Origin of the sequence: Aquabacterium sp. J223, from assembly GCF_024666615.1 — a bacterium.
Classification (GTDB): Bacteria; Pseudomonadota; Gammaproteobacteria; order Burkholderiales; family Burkholderiaceae_C; genus J223.
In genome coordinates, this window is sequence record NZ_CP088297.1 from 3,519,064 (window position 1) to 3,534,597 (window position 15,534).

At 73.5% G+C, this 15,534-nt stretch carries 14 protein-coding genes and 1 pseudogene; 12 read left to right on the forward strand and 3 right to left on the reverse strand.

Going from position 1 to position 15,534, the window contains the following annotated elements:
• Positions 1 to 4 precede the first annotated feature (4 nt).
• The 5 genes from LRS07_RS16670 to LRS07_RS16690 all read left to right on the forward strand — a co-directional run bounded on the left by LRS07_RS16670 (position 5) and on the right by LRS07_RS16690 (position 2,974).
• Positions 5 to 304 carry a flagellar protein FliT gene (locus tag LRS07_RS16670; protein WP_260502143.1) on the forward strand — a complete coding sequence of 100 codons (300 nt, stop codon included), beginning with the start codon at positions 5 to 7 and terminating at the stop codon, positions 302 to 304.
• An 8-nt stretch (positions 305 to 312) separates the two neighbouring features.
• A complete protein-coding gene (locus LRS07_RS16675) occupies positions 313 to 1,074 on the forward strand; it encodes a flagellar brake protein (protein ID WP_260499081.1) in 762 nt (253 codons plus the stop codon).
• Position 1,075: 1 nt separating this feature from the next.
• A complete protein-coding gene (locus LRS07_RS16680) occupies positions 1,076 to 1,489 on the forward strand; it encodes a type IV pilin protein (protein ID WP_260499082.1) in 414 nt (137 codons plus the stop codon).
• Between the two features lie 53 nt (positions 1,490 to 1,542).
• Positions 1,543 to 2,502: a cyanophycinase gene (locus tag LRS07_RS16685; RefSeq protein ID WP_260499083.1), complete on the forward strand. Its 960-nt coding sequence runs from the start codon at positions 1,543 to 1,545 to the stop codon at positions 2,500 to 2,502.
• Between the two features lie 61 nt (positions 2,503 to 2,563).
• The gene (locus LRS07_RS16690; RefSeq protein ID WP_260499084.1) at positions 2,564 to 2,974 is read left to right on the forward strand and encodes a polyhydroxyalkanoate granule-associated phasin; all 411 of its coding nucleotides are present in this window, start codon (positions 2,564 to 2,566) and stop codon (positions 2,972 to 2,974) included.
• A 54-nt stretch (positions 2,975 to 3,028) separates the two neighbouring features.
• Here LRS07_RS16690 and fliE read toward each other — a convergent pair whose 3' ends face one another.
• Positions 3,029 to 3,361 carry a flagellar hook-basal body complex protein FliE gene (gene fliE / locus LRS07_RS16695; protein ID WP_260499085.1) on the reverse strand — a complete coding sequence of 111 codons (333 nt, stop codon included), beginning with the start codon at positions 3,359 to 3,361 and terminating at the stop codon, positions 3,029 to 3,031.
• 225 nt (positions 3,362 to 3,586) lie between these two features.
• Between fliE and LRS07_RS16700 the strand changes: the two genes are divergently transcribed.
• The 7 genes and pseudogenes from LRS07_RS16700 (at position 3,587) to LRS07_RS16730 (ending at position 12,367) form a co-directional block, all read left to right on the forward strand.
• Positions 3,587 to 4,636: a GGDEF domain-containing protein gene (locus LRS07_RS16700; RefSeq protein ID WP_260499086.1), complete on the forward strand. Its 1,050-nt coding sequence runs from the start codon at positions 3,587 to 3,589 to the stop codon at positions 4,634 to 4,636.
• Positions 4,637 to 4,820: 184 nt separating this feature from the next.
• Positions 4,821 to 6,494 carry a flagellar basal-body MS-ring/collar protein FliF gene (gene fliF, locus LRS07_RS16705; RefSeq protein WP_260499087.1) on the forward strand — a complete coding sequence of 558 codons (1,674 nt, stop codon included), beginning with the start codon at positions 4,821 to 4,823 and terminating at the stop codon, positions 6,492 to 6,494.
• 14 nt (positions 6,495 to 6,508) lie between these two features.
• Positions 6,509 to 7,505: pseudogene (fliG, locus tag LRS07_RS16710) on the forward strand (flagellar motor switch protein FliG).
• Between the two features lie 726 nt (positions 7,506 to 8,231).
• Positions 8,232 to 9,038, forward strand: coding sequence for a FliH/SctL family protein (locus tag LRS07_RS16715; protein WP_260499088.1), 807 nt, complete (start codon positions 8,232 to 8,234; stop codon positions 9,036 to 9,038).
• Entirely contained in the window at positions 9,035 to 10,531 is a 1,497-nt protein-coding gene (fliI, locus tag LRS07_RS16720) for a flagellar protein export ATPase FliI (RefSeq protein ID WP_409450557.1), read from the forward strand. The genes LRS07_RS16715 and fliI overlap by 4 nt, the downstream gene beginning before the upstream one ends.
• 20 nt (positions 10,532 to 10,551) lie before the next feature.
• Positions 10,552 to 11,010 carry a flagellar export protein FliJ gene (gene fliJ, locus LRS07_RS16725; RefSeq protein ID WP_260499090.1) on the forward strand — a complete coding sequence of 153 codons (459 nt, stop codon included), beginning with the start codon at positions 10,552 to 10,554 and terminating at the stop codon, positions 11,008 to 11,010.
• Positions 11,011 to 11,050: 40 nt separating this feature from the next.
• Complete coding sequence (locus tag LRS07_RS16730) at positions 11,051 to 12,367, forward strand: flagellar hook-length control protein FliK (RefSeq protein WP_260499091.1); 1,317 nt, start codon at positions 11,051 to 11,053, stop codon at positions 12,365 to 12,367.
• A gap of 21 nt (positions 12,368 to 12,388) precedes the next feature.
• On the opposite strand, the gene LRS07_RS16735 is transcribed toward LRS07_RS16730, so the two are convergent.
• Positions 12,389 to 13,258 carry a PEP-CTERM sorting domain-containing protein gene (locus LRS07_RS16735; RefSeq protein ID WP_260499092.1) on the reverse strand — a complete coding sequence of 290 codons (870 nt, stop codon included), beginning with the start codon at positions 13,256 to 13,258 and terminating at the stop codon, positions 12,389 to 12,391.
• A 150-nt stretch (positions 13,259 to 13,408) separates the two neighbouring features.
• Positions 13,409 to 15,526, reverse strand: coding sequence for an alpha/beta hydrolase domain-containing protein (locus tag LRS07_RS16740; protein ID WP_260499093.1), 2,118 nt, complete (start codon positions 15,524 to 15,526; stop codon positions 13,409 to 13,411).
• Positions 15,527 to 15,534: the final 8 nt, after the last annotated feature.

The window sequence follows — 15,534 nt, forward strand, 5'->3', positions numbered from 1 at the left end:
CGCCATGAACAACGAGCTGCTGAGCTACTACGAGGCCATCGAGCAGGCCAGTGCCGAGATGCTGCGAGCGGCCAAGGCCGGCGACTGGGACCAGGTCGTCAAGCTGGAGGGCGCCTGCGTGCTGCTGATCTCGCAGCTCAAGCAGGCCGCCCAGGGCAAGGCGCTCGGCCCCGACGAGGCACGGCTCAAGTCGAAGATCATGCAGCGCATCCTGGTCAACGACGCCGAGATCCGCCACCTGGCCGAGCCCTGGCTGGAGGACCTGGACCACATGATGGCCGGGCGGCCGAAGACGCTGCACTGAGCACGGCGATGTCGCTGCACACCCGACCGGCCGCGTTGTCGCCGCTCGGCGAGCCCGACGCGCTGGCGGCCTTCCGGCTCGACGGCGAGGGCGAGCGCCTGGCCATGCTGCGGCAGTTGCAGGACGCCGGCGCCGCCGTGCAGCTCAGCAGCGAGGGCGGCGCCCACCTCGGCGCCACCCTGTGGACGGTGGACGCCTCGCGGCGCCGGCTGTCCTTCAGCGCCGACGCCGACGAGCCGGCGCTGGATGCGCTGCTCGCCGCAACGGAGCTGACCGCCGTCGCCTACCTGGACGCGGTCAAGCTGCAGTTCGACGTCGACGACGCGGTGCTGGTGCACGGCAGCGGCGGCTGCACGCTGCAGACCGGCCTGCCGACAGTGCTCTACCGCTTCCAGCGCCGCGACGCCTACCGCGTGCGCACGCCGGAGCGCGGCGGCCCCACCGCCACGCTGCGCCACCCGGCGCTGCCCGACATGACGCTGGCGCTGCGGGTGCTCGACGTCAGCATCGGCGGCTGCGCCCTGCTGCTGCCGGCCGACGTGCCGCCGCTGGCCCCCGGCAGCGAGATCGCCGGCGTGCGGCTGGCGCTGGACGCCGACACCCGCTTCGAGACCCGCCTCACCCTGCAGCACGTGAGCGCCCTGCACGGCAGCGCGCAGGGCCTGCGGCTGGGCTGCGAGTTCCACGCGCTGAGCGGTGCCGCCGCGCGCACGCTGCAGCGCTACATCGACCTGACCCAGAAGCGCCGCCGTCTGTTGTCGCTGGATTGACGTGCGACGCCCTCGGCCACCGTCGTCCCAGCAGGGTTTCACGCTCGTCGAGCTGCTCGTCGTCGCGCTCATCGGCGGCGTGCTGGTGGGCAGCCTGCTGCAGGCCTTCGACGCCGCCCGGCAGCGCGGCCGGCGCGCGGACGCGGTGGACGCCCTGCTCGCGCTGCAGGGTGCCCAGGCCCGCCACCACGGCCGGCACGGCCGCTACGCGCAACGCCTGGCCGAGCTGCGCCAGCCCGACCACAGCCGGCAGGGCCACTGGCGGCTGTCGCTGGAGGACGTCGGCAACGACGGCTGGCGCGCCGTGGCGCAGCGGGTCGACGCGGCCGGCGATGCCGACTGCATGCGGCTCACCCTGCAGGTGCGCGGCACCGAGGTGGTGACCGGTCCGCACGCGCGCTGCTGGCCGGGCTGAGGACCCGGCCCGTGGCCGTGCTCGGGCTTTCGCATCGCGATAAGGTCCCGGCCATGCCGTCCGACCGCCCGTCGCCTCCATCGACCCGTTTCCGTGCCGACCGTCGCCGCGCCAACGCGGCGCTGGGCCTGGCGCTGCTGGGCGGCGGGCTGCCGACGACGGCCGGCGCCGCGGCCGGCGCCGGCCGCACCGGCGGGCGCCTGTTCATCATCGGCGGCGCCGAGGACCGGCGCGGCGAGAAGGAGGTGCTGCGGCGCTTCGTCGAGCTGTGCGCGGCCGGCCGCCGAGACGGTCCGCTGCGCATCGCCGTGCTGCCGGCGGCCACCGCCTTTCCCGATGCCGGCTTCGAGCGCTACGACCAGGCGCTGGCCGACCTGGGGGTGACCGAGCGGGTGCGCCTGGCCGTGCAGGACCGCGCCGACGCCGCCGACCCGCGCTGGATCGCCGAGCTGCAGCGGGTGGACGGCGTGCTGATGGGCGGCGGCAACCAGCGCCGGCTGATGGAGGTGCTCGACGGCAGCCCGCTGGCCGCGGCGCTGCAGCAGGGCTTCGCCCGGCGGCAGCTGTGCGTGGCCGGCTCCAGCGCCGGCGCCGCGGCGATGTCGGCCCGCATGCTGGTCGGTCGCGACGTCACCGAAGGCCTGGGCCTGCTGCCCGGTGCCATCGTCGACCAGCACTTCAGCGAACGCCGTCGCCTGCCGCGGCTGCTGGCCGCGGTGGCGGCCCAGCCGGCGCTGCTGGGCATCGGCGTCGACGAGGACACCGGGCTGGCCCTGTCCGCCGACGGCTTCGACGTGGTGGGCAGCGGCGGCGTCACCGTGGTCGATGCGCGGCGGATGGCACCGGGCGAGGCGGCCCGGCTGGCGGCCGAGGACCTGGAGGCGCTGCGCGACCACCCGGACCTGCGGCTGGCGTGGCTGCCCTACGGCACCGCCCACCATCCGGGGCGCGGCCGCCAGGCGCCCGCGCTGCACCGCTGGCTGGCGGCGGCGCTGCAGCCGCCGTCGGATTGACCCCGCGCCCCGGGCCCGTCAACTGCTGACACGAGGGTCTCGCCGCCCCCCACCCCCCCCGATGCCCACCCGCCGCAAGAACCTTTCCCCCGCCCTGATGACGAAGAGCGCCGAACTGGCGCTCGCCGTGCCGCAGGTGATGGCCCACCGGTTGACCCGCATGGCGCTGGCCGGCCCCCACCCCAGCGCGCGCGACCAGCGCGAGTTCAGCCGCATGTGCGCCGAGAAGGCGCAGGCCTTCGGCGCGTCGTGGAGCGCCATGGGCGCCCAGGCGCTGCAGGCGCAGCAGCAGCTGGCCGCCGGCTGGCTGAGCAGCGGCCTCGGCGGCCCGCGGGCGATGGCGGCGTGGTCGTCGACGCTGGCCGAACAATGGCAGCAGGCCGCGCTCGGTGTGCTCGGCCAGGGCCTGGCCCCGGTGCACCGCGCCGCCACGGCCAACGCGAAGCGACTGCGCCGCACCAAGCTGCGCTGAGCGGCGGGCTTGGTCCCTCGGGACCGCTCGCCGGCAGGCGAGCCGGGGCCACCGCTAGACCTGCATGTTCATGATCTCGGAGTAGGCCTGCACGAGGCGGTTGCGCACCTGCAGCGTGGCCTGGAAGCCGATCTGCGCCTTCTGCATGGCGACCATGGTCTCTTCCAGGCTGACGGTCGGGTTGTCCAGCTGCACCTCGCGCTGCAGGCGTGACGCCTCCAGCTGGCTGTCGCTGACCGATTTCAGCGCCTGCGTCATCGCGCTCTGGAAGCTCGGCTTCTCCGCGCCGGCGGCCGAGCGCGGGCCCTTGACGGGCAGGCCGTCGGTGCCCAGGCCGGCGCGCGCCACCGCACTGGCGAAGTCGAAGGGCTTGAGCTTGAGGTCCACGCGGCCATGCTAGGGCCGCGGCCCGGCGGGCAGCGACCGAAGAAGCGGCGCTTCGCCGCCCATTTCGACACCGGACGGCCGGGCACGCCGCTCAAGCCGGCCCACCGGAGGCCGACATCCGAGGGATCCGCCGTCCGCCCATGTCGACCCTCGCCTCCTCGTTCACCGTCCCCCTGACCCCCCAAGGCGCCCTCCAGCGACAAGGTCGGCCTGCTGCTGATCGGCGTGCAGCGCCCGGTGCTGGTCTTCTACCTGGTGGACGCGGTGGTGCTGACCGGCTACTCGGCGCTCAGCGTGGTGCCGACCTGGCTGGCCGCCGTGCACCTGCTGCTCGGCGCGGCCAGCTGCGCCGGGGCGGTGGCCGCCGTGCGGGCCGGCTGGCACCGCCGCGTCGGCGAGCACTGGTTCTCCCTGATCAACACCATGATCGCCGTGTCCGTGCTGCTGTCGATGGCCATGGCGGCGCCGCGCATCGCCGCCATGTTCCTGATGACGGTGGTCACCGTCGTCGCGACGTTGGCCATCCGTGCACCGCCGCGCATGCTGGCGCTGGCCAGCGTGCTGGCCCTGGCCGGCATGGTGGGCACGCTGGCCACCATCGGCTCGGACCTCGGCCTGGCCTTCGGCAGCACCGGCGAACAGGCGCTCACCACCGTGTGGCTGGCATTGCTGCTGATCAAGGGCAGCGCCATCAACGTCGTCGGCTCACTGCTCAAGCACGAACTGACCAAGGCCAACGAGCGGCTGACCGAGGCGCTGCGGCTGGTGGAGTCGCTGGCCGCCCGCGACGACCTGACCGGCCTGCTCAACCGCCGCAGCGCGATGGCGGCGCTCAACGAGCAGCAGCGTCGGCACCTGCAGGGCGCGGCGCCCTTCGCCGTCGCGCTGCTCGACATCGACCACTTCAAGCAGGTCAACGACCGCTTCGGCCACCAGGCCGGCGACGAGGTGCTGCGCCGCTTCGCCCACCTGTTGCATGAAGCGCTGCCGGCCGACCAGACGGCGGCCCGCCACGGCGGCGAGGAGTTCCTGCTGCTGCTGCGGGGCGTGGCCGAGCTGGACGCGGCCGTCGCCGCCGTCGACCGGCTGCGCCAGCGGGTGCAGGACCACGACTGGTCCCGGGTGGCCGAGGGCCTGGCGCTGACGCTGTCGGCCGGCGTGGCGCTGGCCGACCCCGGCGAACCGGTGGACCGGCTGCTGGAACGCACGGACCAGGCGCTCTACCGCGCCAAGGCCGGCGGCCGCAACACGGTGCTGCCGGCCTCGGCGGACTGACGGCCGGCGCCCCGGGCCGGGCCCCGGCGCCGCCACCGGCCGCGGGGAGAACCGCCGCTTTCGTCGGGCTGTTCGCCCGATGCTGCGCTGCGGTGCTGCCGAAGAATCGCCCCGATCGGTGCCGGCTTGACGCGGCGCCCCGACCGATGCGTTCTTCCTGTCGCCTGACGCCCCACCCCGCCTGATGGACAACGCCCTCGCCCCGGCCGCCAGCGCCTCGCTGGCCACGCCGCTGGTGCCCGCCACGCCGGGCTTCGCCGCCCGCCTGTCGGCGCTGCCCGCCAAGTCGAAGCTGATGATGGCCGCCGGCATCGCGGCGCTGATCGCCGTGCTGGCCGCGCTGACGATGGCCGGCAACCCCGGCGACTGGAAGGTGCTGTACGCCAACCTGTCGGACAAGGACGGCGGCGCCATCCTCACGCAGCTGTCGCAGATGAACGTGCCCTACAAGCACGCCGACGGCGGCTCGGCCATCCTGGTGCCGGCCGACAAGGTGCACGACGTGCGGCTGAAGCTGGCCTCGGCCGGCCTGCCCAAGGGCAGCGTGGTCGGCTTCGAGCTGATGGACAACGCCCGCTTCGGCCAGACCCAGTTCCAGGAGCGGCTGACCTTCCAGCGCGGGCTGGAAGGCGAGCTCACCCGCTCCATCGGCGCGATGGCGGCGGTGCAGTCGGCGCGCGTGCACCTGGCGCTGCCCAACCAGAACGGGTTCTTCCGCGAGCAGCAGAAGCCCAGCGCCTCGGTGATGCTGACGCTGCACCCCGGCCGCACGCTGGACCGCTCGCAGATCGCCGGCATCGTGCACCTGGTGTCGTCCAGCGTGCCGGAACTCAGCCCCAAGGCGGTGAGCGTGCTCGACCAGACCGGCAGCCTGCTGTCGCAGGCGCCCGACGGCCAGGCGCACCAGGGCCTGGACGCGCAGCAGCTGCAGTACGTGGCGCAGGTCGAGGGCAACCTGACCCGGCGCATCGTCGACCTGCTGGAGCCGGTGGTCGGCCGCGACAACCTGCGCGCCAACGTCACCGCCGAGCTGGACTTCTCGCAGGTGGAGTCCACCGCCGAGGAGTTCCGGCCCAACCAGGGCGACCCGTCGCAGGCCGCGGTGCGCAGCCAGCAGACCAGCGAATCGAACCAGTCCACGCCCGGCGCGCCCGCCGGCGTGCCCGGCGCGGCCAGCAACCAGCCGCCGGTGCCGGCCAGCGCGCCGATCACCGGAACGGCCCAGGCGCTGCAGGGCGCGCAGGGCGGCGCGGGCGCAGCCAACGGCCGGCGCGACCGCACCACCAACTACGAGGTGGACAAGACCGTGCGGGTGACGCGCAACGCGGTCGGCCAGGTGCGGCGGCTCAACGCCGCGGTGGTGGTCAACCACAAGGTGAGCACCGACGCCAAGGGCAAGACCAAGAGCGAGGCGCTGTCGGCCGAGGAGCTGGACAAGCTGACCGCGCTGGTGCAGGAGAGCATCGGCTTCAGCAAGGAGCGCGGCGACTCGGTGAAGGTGATCAACGCCCCGTTCAAGGCCGCGGTGGCGCCGAAGGAGGACGACACCCCGCTGTACCGCCAGCCCTGGCTGGTCGACCTGCTGCGCGGCGCGGCCATGCCGGCGGCCCTGGCCCTGGTCGCGCTGGTGGCGGTGTTCGGCTTCATCCGCCCGGCGCTGAAGGCCGCGACCACGCCGGTGGTGCCGCTCAAGGGCGGCCAGCTCGACGTCGTCGCCGACGACCCGCCCAGCGCCGTGCCGCTGCAGCTGGAGGCGCCGCGCATGCAGGAACAGTTGAAGAACGCGCGCGAGCTGGCCAAGGAGAACCCGGTGGCGGTGGCCAACATCGTGCGCGGCTGGGTCAACAAGGACCTTTGAGAAGCGCTGACGCCATGGACGAACAAGGCCTGGAAGACGCCGCCATCCTGCTGATGTCCCTCGGCGAGGAGGAAGCGGCCGAGGTCTTCAAGCAGCTGGAGCCGAAGGAGGTGCAGCGGCTGGGCGAGACCATCGCTCGCCTGAAGGCCGTGCCGCGCGAGAAGGTGGAGCACGTGCTCGACCGCTTCGCCTCCGAAGCCGACGAACAGAGCATGCTCGTCGCCGACACCGACGAGTACGTCAAGGTGGTGCTGCGCCGGGCGCTGGGCGAGGACAAGGCCAACCTGCTGATCGACCGCATCCTGCAGGGCTCCGACGTCTCCGGCATCGAGAGCCTGAAGTGGATGGACGCCGGTTCGGTGGCCGAGCTGCTGCGCAACGAGCACCCGCAGATCGTCGCCGCCATCCTGGTCCACCTCGACTACGACCAGGCCAGCGGCGTGCTCAAGTGCTTCACCGAACGCCAGCGCAACGAGGTGCTGGTGCGCATCGCCACGCTGGACGGCATCCAGCCGTCGGCGCTGAAGGACCTCAACGAGGTGATGAGCAAGGTGCTGGCCGGCGGCGACCGCCTGCGCAAGGCCTCGCTCGGCGGCGTGAAGACCGCCGCCGAGATCATCAACCTGATGGGCAGCCAGGTGGAGAGCTCCGTGCTGGACTACATCCGCGAGGCCGACAACGAGCTGGCGCAGAAGATCATGGACAACATGTTCACCTTCGACGACCTGGACAAGCTCGACGACAAGGGCATCCAGGCGCTGATGAAGGAGGTGCAGTCCGAGTCGCTGGTCATCGCGCTCAAGGGGGCGACGGCGGAGCTGCGGGAGAAGATCTTCCGCAACATGTCGACGCGGGCGGCCGAGACCTTGCGCGAGGACCTGGAGTCGCGCGGCCCGGTGCGGTTGTCGGAGGTGGAGGCCGAGCAGAAGGAGATGCTCAAGATCGTGCGCCGGCTGGCGGACGAGGGGCAGATCGTGCTGGGCGGGGGGTGGGGACGACCAGTTCGTCTGACGGTCTGTTCTGTTTGCGGGGCAGCCCGGGGGGCTCTTCGCGCTGCGGCCCGAGCTTCTTTGCGGGGCAGCCCGTGGGCCTGCGCGGCCCACACCCGCGGTTCTTTCTTTTGGTGGCCCAAAAGAAAGGAACCAAAGAAAAGGGCCTTCAACACAACATCCGATTTCGCTCTCGAACTGGATGACGGGGCCCGCTTCTCGCTCCAGTTTCCGCCCGCCACCAGGCCCTGCCTCAGTCTGCAAGGGCGTCTGACACTCACGCGTTGCCGGCTTCCGAATGCGCTCGTGTCTGGGTCCGCGCCGCTTCGCTTCGCTCGCTTGCAAGCCCGAAGGCACCTCGTGCCCCCACTGCCTGCTGTAGGCGAGCGCAGCGACGCCGCATGGGCCAAGACACGAGCGCATTCGGAAGCTGCCGCGGGTGGCGCGTCCCCTGTCCTCGCAGACTGAGGCAGGGCCTGGTGGCAGGCAGAAACTGGAGCGAGAAGCGGGCCCCGTCATCCAGTGAGGGAGCGAAATCGGATGTTGAAGCGCCCTTTCTTTTTGGTGACTTTCTTTTGGGCAAGACCAAAAGAAAGTTACCGCGGGTGTGGGCCGCGCAGGCCCACCGGGCTGCAACCCCAAGAAGAAGCCCGGCCCGAGCAGCCGAAGCAACCCGGAAACAGGATCGTGAAGACCACCTTCTTCAAGAATCCCCACAGGGTCATCCCCTGAAGAATCGCTGCCAAGCATGAGCAGCTCCCCCTCCAACCCGAACAGCACCCGCCCCGGCCCCGGCCCGCGCCAGGTGCCGCCGCCCCAGGGCGAGTCCCGGCCGGCCTACGCCCGGTTCATCCCGCGCGAGGAGATGGACGGCCTGGAGGCGCAGTCGGCCGGCTTCAGCGACTTCAACCACCACGACCGGCGCAGCGGCTTCGACCGCCGCGCCGCCGCACAGGCCGCGGAGCAAAGGGCCGCCGCCGGCCCGAGCGCCGAGGAGATCGCGCGCCAGGTGCAGGCGGCGCGCCAGGCCGGTTACCAGGACGGCTACCGCGACGGGTTGGTCGCGCTCGACGGCTTCAAGCAGAGCTACGCCCAGGCGATGACGGCGCAGGTGGGCGCGCTGCTCGACAGCGTCGATGCGCAGCTCAAGGCGCTGGAAGGCGAGATCGCCGGCACGGTGGCGCGCACCGCCACCCTGCTCGCCCGCCACATCGTGCGCACCGAGCTCGCCGCCCGGCCCGAACTGGTGGCCAAGGTGGCCGAGGAGGCGGTGAACGCGGTGCTGCTGTCCGCGCAGCACATCCGCGTGCTGGTGCACCCGGAGGACCAGGCGCTGATCGCCCAGGGCGCCGCCGAGGCGCTGGCCGCCCGCGGCGCGCGCCTCATGCCGGCGCCCGACATCGCCCGCGGCGGCTGCCGCATCGAGTCCGACGTCGGCGCCATCGACGCCCGCATCGAGACCCGCTGGCAGCAGGCCGCCGAGACGCTGGGCCAGCAGGTGCTGGCCTGGAACGCCGACGAGCCCTCGACCCTGAATCCTCGGGCTGACGCATGACCGCACGCGACATGGCGGCCGCGGGCCGAGCGCCGGGCCGCTCCCAAGCCGGCCCGCATCCCCTCGGGGGATCGGCCGACGTACCCGTCGGACGCGGGGCCGACATCCGCGACCGTTGGCAGCGCTACCTGCACGACATGGAAAGCTTCGCGGCGGCCCAGATGCCGCTGCGCGCCGAAGGCATGCTGGTGCGCGTCACCGGCCTGGTGCTGGAGGCCGCCGGCGTGCGCGTGCCCGTCGGCTCGGTGTGCGAGGTGCGGGTGCCCGGCCAGCCGGCGGTGCTGGCCGAGGTGGTCGGCTTCCACGGCGACCGCGCCTTCCTCATGCCCACCGGCGAGGTGCACGGCCTGGCCAGCGGCGCGGCCGTCGTGCCGCGCCCGGTGCCCAACACGCCGCCGGTGCTCGGCCGCGTCAACCACCCGTGGCGGCGCAGCGAGGACCGCGGCCTGCACCTGCCGATGGGCGACGGCCTGCTCGGGCGCGTCGTCGACTCGCATGGCCGGCCGATGGACCGCAAGGGCCCGCTGGCCGAGCACATCACCAAGCCGATGACCCGGCGCGCGATCAACGCGATGGACCGCGACCCGGTGCGCCACCCGCTGGACACCGGCGTGCGCGCCATCAACGCGCTGCTCACCGTCGGCCGCGGCCAGCGGCTGGGCCTGTTCGCCGGAACCGGCGTCGGCAAGTCGGTGCTGCTGGGCATGATGGCCCGCTACACCGCGGCCGACGTCATCGTCGTCGGCCTGATCGGCGAGCGCGGCCGCGAGGTCAAGGAGTTCATCGAGGACATCCTCGGCGAGGAAGGCCTGCAGCGTTCGGTGGTCGTCGCCGCGCCCGCCGACGCCCCGCCGCTCACCCGCATGCAGGGCGCCGGCTACGCCACCGCCATCGCCGAGCACTTCCGCGACCGCGGCCAGCACGTGCTGCTGCTGATGGACTCGCTCACCCGCTACGCCCAGGCGCAGCGCGAGATCGCGCTGGCCATCGGCGAGCCGCCGGCCACCAAGGGCTACCCGCCGAGCTGCTTCGCCAAGCTGCCGCAGCTGGTCGAGCGCTCGGGCAACGGCCTGAACGGCGTCGGCTCCATCACAGCGTTCTACACCGTGCTGAGCGAAGGCGACGACCAGCAAGACCCGATCGCCGACGCGGCGCGCGGCATCCTCGATGGCCACATCGTGCTCAGCCGCGAACTGGCCGAGGCCGGCCACTACCCGGCCATCGACGTCGAGAAGTCGGTGTCGCGTGTGATGACCTCGGTGGCGCCGAAGACGCACCTGGCCGCCGCCCGCCGCGCCCGCCAGCTGATCGCCCGCTACAACAAGGCGCGCGACCTGATCGCGCTGGGCGCCTACCAGCCCGGCCACGACGCCGAGCTGGACAGCGCCGTGCGCCTGCAGCCCGCGCTGGCCGCCCTGCTGCAGCAGGACATGCACGAACACGCACCGCTGGACGAGGCCGCCGAGCAGCTGGCGGCCATCGTCGCCGGTTGAACGAACAGAGACGACCTGACATGCCGACCCCCGCGCTGAGAACGCTGCTCGACCAGGCCACGCAGGACCGCGACGAGGCGGTGGCCGCATTGCAGGCCGCCGAGGCGCGTGTCGTCGCGGCCGAGCGCCAGCAGCGGCAGCTCGCCGACTACCGCGCCCATTACCGCGACCGCTGGACCTCGCAGTTCGGCCAGCGCGGCGGCGGCGGCATGGAGATCGTGCAGTGCTACCAGAGCTTCGCCGAGCGGCTGGAGCAGGCCATCGGCCAGCAGACGCATTCGGTGGGCCACGCGCAGGCGCAGGTGCAGCGCCTGCGCCTGCAGCTGCAGCAGCGCGAGCTGCGGCTGGCCTCGGTGCGCAAGCTGGCCGAGCGCCGGCTGGCCGCCTTGAACCAGGCCGAGTCGCGGCGCGAGCAGAAGGCCAGCGACGAGGCGGCCCTGCGCAGCCGACCCGCCACCCTGCCCGGCGTGCTGGGCTGACCGGTCCGCCACCCCTTCACCTCTTCTTCCCCGATCGCCCATGCCCGACCTGCTGTCCGCACTGAGCGCCGTCCCCGCCCCGCTGCCGCCCGTGGCCGCCCCGGCGAACCCCGCCGTCACCGCCCCGCCGCAGGGCCCGGGCAGCTTCGCCGGCGCGCTCGCGCAGGCGCAGGACAACCCGGCCGCGCCCGCGGCGCCCGCGGCATCGGCCAGCCGCCGATCGGCGGCCAAGCCGGCACAGGCCACGGGCAGCACCGGTCCCGCCGCCAAAGCGGAAGCGCCGAAGGGCAAGCCCGACGCGGCGAACAAGGCCACCGCCGAGACGGCGGACACCGACGCGGCGACGACCGACGGCGCGTCCACCGCGGTGGCGGACGAGGCCGCCGCCGACGCGGCCGCCCTCGACGGGCAGGCGCTGCCGGGCACCGCACACCCCATGGCCGCGGCCGGCGGCGAGGCGACCGCCGCACCGGACGACCAGGCCTGGCGCGACCTGCTGCCGGGCTGGACCGCCCCCGGCGCCGCCGAAGGCGCCGTGGCGCAGGCCGTGCCGGGCGCGCCGGCGCCGGAGGGCCGTCCCGCCACCGCGGCGCTGCCGACCGCCGACCTGGACAGCGACCCCGCCGCCCTGCACGCCGCCGACCGACGCGGCCGCGCCGAGGCCACGCGCCCGACCGGCGCCCGCGCCGAGGCCGGCACGGACCTGGTCCGCCACCGCGCCGACGCTCGCGACCCGAAGGGCGCCGACGCCCAGGCCGGTGGCCCCGTGGCCGCCTCGGCCGCGTCCGCCACGGCGGCGGCGCCCGCCACCGCCACGGCGGCGGCCCTGCCGCTGCCCAGCGGCTTCGCCAGCCTGCTCGGCGGCGCGCTGCAGGCGCCGGCCGGCATGCCGGCCACCTCGGCCTCGTCCTTCCAGGCCCGGCTGTCGGCGGCCGTCGGCTCGGCCGACTTCGCGCCCGCGCTGGGCGTGCAGGTCAGCCTGCTCGTCGCCGAAGGCGTGCAGCAGGCCGAACTGCACCTCAACCCGGCCGAGATGGGTCCGGTCACGGTGCAGATCGCCCTCGACGGCCAGCAGGCGCAGGTGCACTTCCAGGCCGAGCACGCCACCACCCGCGACGCGCTGCAGGACAGCCTGCCCACGCTGGCCAGCGCGTTGAACGACGCCGGCTTCACGCTCACCGGCGGCGGCGTGTCGCAGCAGTCCTCACGGCAGGACGGCCAGCCCGGTGCGCGCGACGGACGGCCGGGCGGCACCACGTCCGGCGGCCGCGATGCGACCTCCGGCGGCGCCGAGGCCGAGCCGACCGCGCGGCCGGCGGTGTTCACCGGCCGCGGGCTGGTCGACCTGGTGGCCTGAGGCCCCGCGCCCGGGGCCCCGTCAGCCGCGACGGCGGCGCTTGACCGCCCAGCCGAGCAGCCCCAGCCCGCCGACCATCAGGGCGTAGGTGGACGGCTCGGGAATGGCCGGCACCGGTGGCTGCTCGACGATCTCCCCCACCTTGCCGGCGATGAACGCGTTGGTGAAGGACTGGGCCGTCAGGCCGCCGCTGCGCAGCAGGTTCAGGTCCCACGCCCCGCCGCCGGTGGCCAGCGCCAGGTCGACGTACTGGGCTTCGGTGTTGCCGGTGCCGGACAGCACGCTGGCGCCGGCGCAGGTGGTGAAGCCGCCGGCGCCATCGGCCTTGTAGCCGGTGCTGCCGATCAGCCCGATGGCCGCGCTGCCGTCGCCGCAGCCGAAGGTGGCGTTGACCACCGCGTTGAGCAGGGTGCCGGTGGCCAGCAGGCTGTCGCGCACGCCGTTGAAGCTGAGCGCGTTGTTGGTGTTGTCGCGGTCCTCGTCGGTGATGAGGATGTAGTTGCGCACGGCATCGCCGCGGAAGGCGTAGCCGTTGGCGAAGGCGATGGCGGCCCAGCCGTCCTCGGTCGACCCGGTGACCTGCAGGCCGCTGGCCGCGGTGGCGAACCCGGCGACCGAGCCGAGTTGCCCGCCGTCGACCGCGAAGCTGCGCACCCGGCTGGGCGCCGGCGCGGCGCTGGCGCTGAAGCCGACCAGGCCGTAGCGGTTGTCCGTGACGGCCGCGGCGTTGAGGCCGGCGTCCAGCGTCGGGATCGAGGCGGCGATCCAGGCCTGCTCGCCGGACATCGAGCCCGACTCGTCCATCAGCACGACGATGTCGGCCGTCTTGGCCTGCACCGACACGGCGCTCGCCAACGCGGCGCCAAGGGCCACCAGGGTCTTGTGGTTCATGGGTACTCCTGCTGCACGGGACGGACTCCCGCGCGGCCACTCTAGGTGGGTGCGCGGAACCCCGCTTCCCCTAGCTGCAGGACCCTCGCCGGCATGCCAATTGGCATGCCCGAACGACCCCTCAGGTGGAGGTCTCGGCCGGCCCGCGCCTCACGGCAGCACGGGGTTGGCGATCGCCCGCGCCACGATGGCGTCGGCGTCGCGTCGCAGCAGCAGCCGTTGCGCGACCAGCTCGTCGGCCGCCGCCGTCACCGCCGCGACGTACCCGGCCTGCGTGCCGTACAGCTGCTCCAGCGAGGGCCGCCCGTCGCCCGCCGCCTGCGCCGCGGCCGTCGTCTTGTGGAAGGGGATGTAGCCGCCCGTCAGGTTGGACAGGTCGACGATGCCCGGCGTGGCCACGTAGTTGAACTCGACGCTGGTGCCCAGCGGCGCCCGCGCCTCGACGCTGCGGATGCCGGCGCGGGTGAGCCCGGTCGCCGGGTCGACCTGCGGCACGAGGATGGCGTAGTCGCGGTTGAGGTAGGCCGGCGGCAGCACGCTGGCGATGCCCGACTCGTCCTGCGGCAGGTACTGCGGGCCGAAGTCCAGCAGCGGGAAGCCGTTGTAGCGCGCCAGGTACTGGAACTCGGGGATGGCGGTGGGCGTGCCGCTGACCGGCCAGGTCAGCCCCTTCATCGCCGGGAAGACGAGCTGGTCGGCGCGCACCAGCGTGCCGTCGGCGATGCGCGGCGTTTGGCTGGCGGGCGGGGCGGTGTTGCGCACCACCCAGTCCTCCAGCGCGATGAAGAGCGCGCGGAAGGTGTCGTTGAAATGCACCACCGTGCCGGCCGGGTAGACGTTGCGCGTCGGCGCGAAGCTGATGCTGGCGGTGCCGCCAGCGCCGCCGTGCTGCGTGCTGGCGTAGTAGTAGATGCGCGCGTTGTCCGGCTGCACCAGGTCGCGCAGGCCGAAGGCGTCGGTCAGCACCGGCGAGCCCTGCAGCTGCCAGAACTCGGTGCCCGACAGGCCGAGGAAGAACTTCGGGCAGGTGTTGCTGGCGCTGCAGCGGGCCATCACGCCGCCGCGGCGGCCGGTCATCTCGTCGGTGTAGTCGGCGGCCAGCGCGCGGGGGGCGGTCTGGCCGAACGCGGTGTGGTCGGTGCGCAGGCCGCCGCCGCCGCCCGGCACGGCGAAGCGAGTGTTGATGTGGGTCTGCCGCGCGGCCACGTGGGCGTACAGGCCGTCGAACACCCGGCCGCCGTCCAGCGCCTGGTTGAAGCCCAGGTGCAGGAAGGTCTTCATCGCATTGCCCGACTGCGAGGTGCCCTGGCCGATGGTGTGCGTGATGCGCCCGGCCAGCGGGTTGGGCGTGCCGGCGCTGTCGGCCGCCTGACGGCGGAAGAAGCTCACCGTGTCGCGCAGCGCGGCCAGGCCGACGCCCATCACCTTCGGGTCCTTGGCGACGTAGACCAGCTCGTACAGGTACTTGGGGTCGAAGCCGCCCTTCAGGCACACGCTGGTCGGGCTGGCCGTGCCGGGGAACGGGTTGGCGCCGCTGCAGGTGGCGAAGGTCCAGTCCGCGGCGGGGATGAGCACGCGCGGGTCGGTCTCGTTGACGCGCCGCGTCAGGCTATAGCCCGGCTGCGTGTTGTCCAGGCTCGCCGGCTCGTACGGGATCATGGTGCCGTTGAAGACACCGCCGGGCAGCGTCATCGAGGGCGTGGCCGCGGTGGGCACCAGCTCGGTCCGGTAGGGCCCGGTGATGGCGCTGCCGTCGGCGTTCTTCGCCACCGGCACCGTCGCCGTCAGCCGCTGCGGGCTGCTCTTCGGCACGTCGCCCTGCCAGGCCGAGTAGAGGAAGACGTAGCCGCGCTCCAGGTACACCGCGTCACCCGGCGACGCCGTCGGGTTGATCAGCGTGAGGATGTTGCCGCGGTTGGGCGCGTCGTAGCGCAGCACGCCGTTGGCCTTGCTCATGTCCTTCGGCTTGATGAGCAGGAAGTCGGCCTTGTAGTCGACCAGCCCGTTGGCGTTGCGCGGCGCCAGCCTGAGGTCCTGGATGACGGCGTTCTTCGGGTCGTCGGGGTCGACCTCGCCGCTGACCGTGCCGGTGAGCTGTTCGTAGGCGCCCACGCTGCCGTAGCTGCCGGGGAAGTCCTGCGTGGCGGTGACCGCCAGCGTCAGGCGCGGTGTCTTCGGCGCGGCGGCCGGGGCGTCGTCGCCGCCGCCGCAGGCCGCCACCAGCGTGGCGGTCAGCAGCGCGGCGCCGCGGAGGATGAGGAAGGTCATGGTGCGTC

Coding starts and splice junctions, on each gene's coding strand:
- LRS07_RS16670 (WP_260502143.1), top strand. CDS start 5: ATGAACAACGAGCTGCTGAGCTACTACGAGGCCATCGAGCAGGCCAGT.
- LRS07_RS16740 (WP_260499093.1), bottom strand. CDS start 15,526: ATGACCTTCCTCATCCTCCGCGGCGCCGCGCTGCTGACCGCCACGCTG.
- LRS07_RS16730 (WP_260499091.1), top strand. CDS start 11,051: ATGCCCGACCTGCTGTCCGCACTGAGCGCCGTCCCCGCCCCGCTGCCG.
- LRS07_RS16675 (WP_260499081.1), top strand. CDS start 313: ATGTCGCTGCACACCCGACCGGCCGCGTTGTCGCCGCTCGGCGAGCCC.
- LRS07_RS16735 (WP_260499092.1), bottom strand. CDS start 13,258: ATGAACCACAAGACCCTGGTGGCCCTTGGCGCCGCGTTGGCGAGCGCC.
- fliI (WP_409450557.1), top strand. CDS start 9,035: ATGACCGCACGCGACATGGCGGCCGCGGGCCGAGCGCCGGGCCGCTCC.
- fliF (WP_260499087.1), top strand. CDS start 4,821: ATGGACAACGCCCTCGCCCCGGCCGCCAGCGCCTCGCTGGCCACGCCG.
- LRS07_RS16715 (WP_260499088.1), top strand. CDS start 8,232: ATGAGCAGCTCCCCCTCCAACCCGAACAGCACCCGCCCCGGCCCCGGC.
- LRS07_RS16690 (WP_260499084.1), top strand. CDS start 2,564: ATGCCCACCCGCCGCAAGAACCTTTCCCCCGCCCTGATGACGAAGAGC.
- LRS07_RS16685 (WP_260499083.1), top strand. CDS start 1,543: ATGCCGTCCGACCGCCCGTCGCCTCCATCGACCCGTTTCCGTGCCGAC.
- fliJ (WP_260499090.1), top strand. CDS start 10,552: ATGCCGACCCCCGCGCTGAGAACGCTGCTCGACCAGGCCACGCAGGAC.